Genomic DNA, 6,741 nt, shown 5'->3' with positions numbered 1-6,741 from the left:
AGTAAAATCAAGAGGTACAGCGATTCTTTTTGTTTAGTAACTGTCAAAGACAGGAATATAATTCTCAGTAAAATACAATCAAAACTTTCCAAGGAGCATATGTTGGTCCAAAAAGTCCTCTGCCTGAAGTGTGATAATATCATTTATGCCATACCCTTTGGATTTCTCCACTGCTACCTTTACATACTCCTTACTGTGTCCCAGATAATATTCTCTGCCATTTACCTGAATTTCTTCTTCCAGAAGCACTTCCAGCTTCTGCCCAAGAAGAGATCTTTCATATTCAGCCGCATGAATATGATGCATCTGAAGCATCTGATCACTGCGTCCTGCTTTTACTGGCTCCGGGATCTGTCCTTCCATAGCTGCTGCCTTAGTGCCCTGACGCATGGAATATTTAAAAATATGGGTTTCATAAAAATGGATGCTGTCCACAAAATTCTTCGACTGTAAAAACTCTTCTTCTGTCTCCATTGGAAAGCCTACGATCACATCTGTGGTCAGCGCAGGATTGGAAAAATACTCCCGCAAAAGCTTACACTTCTGCCTGTATTCATCACTTCTGTATCTCCGGTTCATACGCTGAAGCGTTGCATCACAGCCGCTTTGTAAGGAAAGATGAAAATGGGGACAAATTTTCGGAAGGCCAGATAAAGTCTGTGCAAACTCCCTTGTTACGATCCCAGGCTCCAAGGACCCCAGGCGGATCCGTCGGATCCCATCGATCTGGTGCACTTTCAGTATCAAAGACAGAAGGGTTTCTTTTTCTTCTTCCTGAAAATCCACACCATAGGAAGATAAATGGATCCCGGTAAGCACCACTTCCTTGTATCCTGCATCCGCCAGTGCCTGCACTTCCTTCAACACATGCTCTGCTTTCCTGCTGCGGACTCTGCCTCTTGCATAAGGAATGATACAATAGGTACAGAACTGATTGCATCCATCCTGTACTTTGATATAAGCACGCACATGCTCTGCTGTTTTCTGGATATTCAATTCTTCGTATTCTTTTGTCTGGTTGATTTTGATCACATGGGCAGCCTTTTCTCTGACTTCCTGGTATTCCTCCAGTGCCTGTACAATGTTCTTTTTCTGGTTATTTCCAAGGATCAGATCCACAGCCGGATCCTTATCCAGCTTTCCCTGATCAGTCTGCACATAACACCCGGTAGCCACTACCACTGCTTCTGGATTCATTTTTTTTGCTTTGTGAAGCATCTGTCTTGATTTACGGTCTGCAATATTGGTAACAGTGCATGTATTGATCACATAAACATCTGCCCCAGGTTCAAAAGGTACGATTTCATACCCGGCCTGTTCCAAAAGCTGCTGCATGGCCTCTACCTCATAGGCATTTACCTTGCATCCCAGGTTATGCAATGCTGCTTTTTTCTTCATATTTTCCGATTCCTACTTTCCTTTCATGAATGCTCACAGGCATTCTTACTGCAAGATGTGCATCATACAACGTATATCTTGCTTCTGCAGCGTTTTTATTTTTTATACAATTTCACTAATTCTTTCGATTTTTTTTATCTCTTTTCACCTTGACTTTTAGAATATGCACAGGTAAGATGAAATCTGTAAGATAACGTAACAATTCAGCCGGCAGCATCCTGTCAGTTACTGAACCGTTACAAATAACAATTATCCCAAGGGAGGTTATTAAAATGAAAACAGTAAAAATCTCACTTAACTCTATTGACAAGGTGAAAGCATTCGTTAATGAAATCAGCAAATTTGACTGTGACTTTGATTTAGTATCCGGCAGATATGTTATTGACGCCAAGTCAATCATGGGTATCTTCAGCCTTGACTTATCCAAGCCTATCGACCTGAACATCCACGCTGACGGATCCGCACTTGACGGTGTAATGGATATTATCCAGAAATATACTGTAGAATAATTTTCATCATCACCAGCCATCTGGGGAGGAACTGTACACAGTTCCTCTTTTTTATTTTTATCTTATCTCAATCACCTCTGTGGTTCTTAATGCCTCATCCATCAGCTCCTGGATCTTCTCAGAAAGCTTCTCCTCTGAACGGCTGATCACCTTCAGATTTGGCTTTGTTACCGGATGCTTTGCCACAAAAATGGTACAGCAGTCTTCATAAGGAAGGACAGAAGTATCGTATGTACCGATCTCCCAGGCTCTTTCCACGATCTCCTGCTTGTCAAATCCAATCACAGGTCTGTATACAGGCAGTGTACACACCTCATTGGTGGCAGCAAGACTCTGCAGGGTCTGACTGGCTACCTGACCGATGCTCTCTCCTGTGATCAGTCCCAGACAATTGTCCTTCTTAGCAAAATGCTCTGCGATCCTCATCATATACCGGCGCATGATAATGGTCAGCTCATCATGTGGACACTGATCATAAATATATAATTGGATATCTGTAAAGTTTACTACATGGAGGCGGATAGGACCGCTGTATTTTGCCACCAGCTTTGCCAGATCCACAACCTTCTGCTTTGCACGCTCACTGGTGTATGGCGGAGCATGGAAATAGACAGCCTCAATCTTTACTCCACGCTTTGCGATCATATATCCTGCCACCGGACTGTCAATACCGCCGGAAAGCAGAAGCATTGCCTTGCCATTGGTTCCAACCGGCATACCGCCCGGTCCCTTAATAGCCTGGGAATAAACATAGATCTTCTCACGGATCTCCACGGAAAGTGTAAGCGCAGGCTCATGTACATCCACCCTTGCCTCCGGAAAAGCATCCAGAATACTGCCGCCAAGCTTTGCACTTACCTCCATAGATGGAATGGGATAAGATTTCTTTGCCCTTCTTGTATAGACCTTAAAAGTGCCTGCATATCCTGGATGGCAGGCCTGCATATAAGAAACCACATCCTTTGCCATCTGGTCAAAGCCCTGATCTTCATAAATCACAACAGGGCAGATATATACGATGCCAAATACCCTTTTCAAAGCTGCCACTGTATCTTCATAATCATATTCTTCCGGGCAGAATACATAAATGCGTCCCTGCTCCTTAACAACACTAAAATCCCCTTCTACTGCAGAAAGGGCAATGTTCATCTGCTTTACAAGGGCATCCTCAAACAGGTATCTGTTCTTTCCCTTGATGGCAATCTCTGCATACTTGATCAAAAATGCATGATATATCATTAATTCTCCTCCTAATGCCTGGAATATCTGCGAAGTACAGGAACCACTTCCCGAAGGACTTCCAGACAGTAATCAATTTCTTCAAATGTATTTTCTTCTGAAAAGCTGAACCGAAGTGTACTCTCTTTCTGGGAGACCGGCATTCCCATGGCAGCCAAAGTACCTGCTGCTTTACGTTTATGGCTTGAGCAGGCGCTTCCTGCTGAAACATAGATTCCCCGGTCTTCCAGTGTATGAAGCAGTACTTCGCTTCTAATACCAAGAAAGCTGGCACTTAAGATCTGTGGTGCCCCTTCCCGTAATCCCATACCATTCAGGCATACATCATCCAGCTTTAAAAGCCCCTCTGCCAAGTATTCCTTCAGCTGATAAAGATGCTCCCTGTTTTCCTCCAAATGGTCATAAACCATCTGTGCAGCTACACCAAGACCTGCGATCCCCGGTACATTGTCTGTACCGGAACGCATCCCATCCTGCTGTCCGCCACCAAGGATCTGGGGCTGTATCTTCGCTTTCTCGTTGATATACAAAAAACCAACCCCCTTGGGTCCGTGCAGCTTATGACTGCTTACAGACAACAGATCAATCCCTGTCTTTTTAGGATGGATGGTATATTTTCCAAATGCCTGGATAGCATCCACATGGTACAAAGCCTTAGGGCTTTTCTCATGGACAAGTGCTCCGATCTTTTCCACAGGCATCACTGCACCCACTTCATTATTCACATACATGGTAGAAACAAGGATCGTATCCGGACGAAGTGCTTCTTCCAAGGCTTTCATATCTACCACACCTGTACGATCTACAGGAAGGACTGTAACTTCATAGCCCATTTGCGCCAGCCTTTCCATTGGCTGCCCTACTGCTGCATGCTCCACTGCTGTAGTGATCACGTGTTTTCCACTTCTTGCATTAGCCTGGGCTGCCCCAAACAAGGCAAGATTATTGCTTTCTGTCCCACCGGATGTAAAAAAGATCTCTTTTTCCTTTACTTTCAGGATCCTTGCAAGGATCTCCTTTGTATCGCGGATGTATTTTTCTGCTTCCACACCCTTCTGATGCATGGCTGAAGGGTTGCCGAAATCCTCTGTCATTGTTTTTACCACGATCTGTGCTACCTGGGGATAGCATCTGGTTGTGGCTGAATTATCAAAATATGCTTCCATCTTATCTTTCCTCCAGCTGGAACATCAGTACTGACAGGATCGCCATTCCTGCTGTCTCTGTACGCAGGATCCTGTGCCCCAGTGTGATCTGTCTTGCTCCATGTTCCATGGCAAGCTGGACCTCTTCTTTTTCAAGACCGCCTTCAGGACCAATGAATATCCCTACGCTCATCCCTGGCTTTACTTGAGACAGAATCTGTCGTGTTTCGTCCATTCCCTTAGCATTCTCATACGGAATAAGACAAAGATCCATCTGCCCGGCAAAATCCAAAGCTTCTTTGAAGGACATTACCGGCTCTACCTTTGGAACGATCATCCTTCTCGACTGCTTTGCACCACCTTCTGCGATCTGCTGCCATCTTTGCTGTTTCTTCTGGGCTTTCTTGGCATCAAGCCGTACCACACACCGTTTCATCTCTACCGGGATAATGGAATAAGCCCCAAGCTCCACTGCTTTCTGCACGATCAGATCCATCTTATCTCCTTTGGGAATCCCCTGGAAAAGATACAGTCGGGTTGGAAGTTCATAATCCGGTCTGGAAATATAATAAATCTTAAGTTCTATCTGTTCCGGTGAAAGGGATTGGATGCTGCAATAATATTCCTTTTCGCCCCCTGCACTGATCCAAAGTTCTTCACCTTCCCGCATACGGAGCACATTCCGGATATGGTTCACATCATCCCCACAGATCAGGATCTGTCCTGCAGCTTCATCTACCTGTCCAGGCTCTACAAAAAATCTCTGCATGCTTATTCCTTTCTTGCTGTCACACATACCCACTCACCCTGATGGGTGATCTCTTCCACCAAAAGACCGGCAGCTTTCACAGCCTGTACCACCGTATCCTCTTTCACATCCAGAATCCCTGATGTTACATAATAAGCGCCCTTTTTCATATGGCTTACCACTTCTGGTGTCAGAGCAACCAATACATCTGCCAAGATATTGGCTGTTACAAGATCATACTTCTCGTAGCCTGCCTGATCCTGGATCTTCTTATCATCAATAATATTACCGATCATCATATCAAAGGCATCATCCGGGATCCCATTGGCTTCTTTATTCTCTGCGACTGCAGGAACTGCACAGGGATCCAGATCCGTGCCAACTACATGGGCTGCTCCCAGCTTCAATCCTACAATGCCAAGAATACCGCTTCCTGTTCCTACATCCAGCATCTGTGTATCTTTATGGACCAGCTTTTTCAGCTGACGGATCACCAGCTGGGTCGTCTCATGCATACCAGTGCCAAAAGCAGTGCCCGGATCGATATGAAGGATCATTTTCCCTTTATCCTCTTCTTTAACCTCTTCCCAGGAAGGTACGATCAGAATATCATCTACATAAAACTGATGGAAGTATTCTTTCCAGTTATTGATCCAGTCCTTATCCTCTGTCTGGGACTGTTCAATACTGCCCTCTCCAATATCCATATAAGAGCTGACCTCATCCAGTACCTGGCGTACATTTTGCAGTACTTCTTCTATATCCTCATCTTCTTCAAGATAAAAATTCAGGTATGCGATCCCGTCATCCTCTGGACAATCAGGCATAATATCTACAAACATCTGTGCTTTATCTTCATCTGTAAGAGGCTGCTTGTCCTGGATCTCCACACCCTGGATTCCCACATCCGCAAGAGCTGAAATGATCACATCCTCTGCCTCTGTTTTTGTTTTAATGGTAAAACGATTCCACTTCATCTAAATTTCCTTCTCCTTTCCAAATCTTGTGATTTAACACCTCAAAAAATCCCATCAGCTTCTGGTAACGCTGCTTTTTACCGTAAAATCTCCAGAATATTTCCACAAGTGCCACTCCTGCCACAGCATCCACAATATAATGCTGCTTCAATACCTGGGTGGAAACAATGATCAGTGATGCAAATACAAAGGAAAATCTCTGATACCACACAGGAATCTCCCTGGCTCCCTTAAGTCCACGATAACACATCCAGCTTACATAACAATGGATGGAAGGGAAAAGATTAGATGGATGCACACCTCCATCCATAGCATACACAATACCCAGGATCCTTTCAGAAATAGTGCCATCTGTCAGCTCCGGTCGGATATTGGTAGTAGGGATTACTAGGAATAAAATAAAGCATGTCAGATGAATGGTCAGGTCTGTAGCCACAAATCTGTAAAATGTTTTTTTACCCCTTCTTGCAGACAGAAGATATCCAATTGCCCAGAAAGGAAATGCCAGGATATAAAACCACACAAAAAATGGAACCAGAGGCACAGCCCGGTCAAATCCCATGGTAAAGTCGAAATGATGCCTGTTTGCAGTAAGAAGATCACTTCCCCAGTAGATCAGGCAATTAGCTGCCAGGATAGTCAAAAGCGGGAGAACCGCCCATCTGGGTACATATTTATCAAGAAATTGTTTCCATTTTGCTTTTTCTTTCAAAGCCGACGACTCC

At 44.4% G+C, this 6,741-nt stretch carries 7 protein-coding genes; 1 reads left to right on the top strand and 6 read right to left on the bottom strand.

Annotated features, from left to right (window positions below; genetic code table 11):
• Positions 1–78: 78 nt before the first annotated feature.
• Positions 79–1,398, bottom strand: a complete 1,320-nt coding sequence (mtaB, locus tag G5B11_RS04460; RefSeq protein WP_158421088.1) for a tRNA (N(6)-L-threonylcarbamoyladenosine(37)-C(2))-methylthiotransferase MtaB — start codon at positions 1,396–1,398, stop codon at positions 79–81.
• A 272-nt stretch (positions 1,399–1,670) separates the two neighbouring features.
• Between mtaB and G5B11_RS04455 the strand changes: the two genes are divergently transcribed.
• Positions 1,671–1,907: an HPr family phosphocarrier protein gene (locus tag G5B11_RS04455; RefSeq protein ID WP_158421087.1), complete on the top strand. Its 237-nt coding sequence runs from the start codon at positions 1,671–1,673 to the stop codon at positions 1,905–1,907.
• A 57-nt stretch (positions 1,908–1,964) separates the two neighbouring features.
• On the opposite strand, the gene thiI is transcribed toward G5B11_RS04455, so the two are convergent.
• The 5 genes from thiI to G5B11_RS04430 are packed head-to-tail and all read right to left on the bottom strand — an operon-like array spanning position 1,965 to position 6,728.
• Positions 1,965–3,146, bottom strand: coding sequence for a tRNA uracil 4-sulfurtransferase ThiI (gene thiI, locus G5B11_RS04450; RefSeq protein WP_158421086.1), 1,182 nt, complete (start codon positions 3,144–3,146; stop codon positions 1,965–1,967).
• Positions 3,147–3,157: 11 nt separating this feature from the next.
• Positions 3,158–4,312, bottom strand: a complete 1,155-nt coding sequence (locus tag G5B11_RS04445) for a cysteine desulfurase family protein (RefSeq protein WP_158421085.1) — start codon at positions 4,310–4,312, stop codon at positions 3,158–3,160.
• Position 4,313: 1 nt separating this feature from the next.
• Entirely contained in the window at positions 4,314–5,060 is a 747-nt protein-coding gene (locus tag G5B11_RS04440) for a 16S rRNA (uracil(1498)-N(3))-methyltransferase (protein ID WP_173727017.1), read from the bottom strand.
• Between the two features lie 2 nt (positions 5,061–5,062).
• Entirely contained in the window at positions 5,063–6,016 is a 954-nt protein-coding gene (prmA, locus tag G5B11_RS04435; protein ID WP_173727016.1) for a 50S ribosomal protein L11 methyltransferase, read from the bottom strand.
• The gene (locus G5B11_RS04430) at positions 5,991–6,728 is read right to left on the bottom strand and encodes a phosphatase PAP2 family protein (RefSeq protein ID WP_173727015.1); all 738 of its coding nucleotides are present in this window, start codon (positions 6,726–6,728) and stop codon (positions 5,991–5,993) included. The genes prmA and G5B11_RS04430 overlap by 26 nt, the downstream gene beginning before the upstream one ends.
• Positions 6,729–6,741: the final 13 nt, after the last annotated feature.

The organism is Blautia glucerasea, from assembly GCF_013304385.1.
GTDB lineage: Bacteria > Bacillota > Clostridia > Lachnospirales > Lachnospiraceae > Blautia_A > Blautia_A ammoniilytica.
This window is presented reverse-complemented; position numbering and strand designations above follow the sequence as displayed.

What these genes read in the sequence shown, in the direction of transcription:
- mtaB (WP_158421088.1), bottom strand. Translation starts at nt 1,398, where the DNA reads ATGAAGAAAAAAGCAGCATTGCATAACCTGGGATGCAAGGTAAATGCC.
- G5B11_RS04455 (WP_158421087.1), top strand. Translation starts at nt 1,671, where the DNA reads ATGAAAACAGTAAAAATCTCACTTAACTCTATTGACAAGGTGAAAGCA.
- thiI (WP_158421086.1), bottom strand. Translation starts at nt 3,146, where the DNA reads ATGATATATCATGCATTTTTGATCAAGTATGCAGAGATTGCCATCAAG.
- G5B11_RS04445 (WP_158421085.1), bottom strand. Translation starts at nt 4,312, where the DNA reads ATGGAAGCATATTTTGATAATTCAGCCACAACCAGATGCTATCCCCAG.
- G5B11_RS04440 (WP_173727017.1), bottom strand. Translation starts at nt 5,060, where the DNA reads ATGCAGAGATTTTTTGTAGAGCCTGGACAGGTAGATGAAGCTGCAGGA.
- prmA (WP_173727016.1), bottom strand. Translation starts at nt 6,016, where the DNA reads ATGAAGTGGAATCGTTTTACCATTAAAACAAAAACAGAGGCAGAGGAT.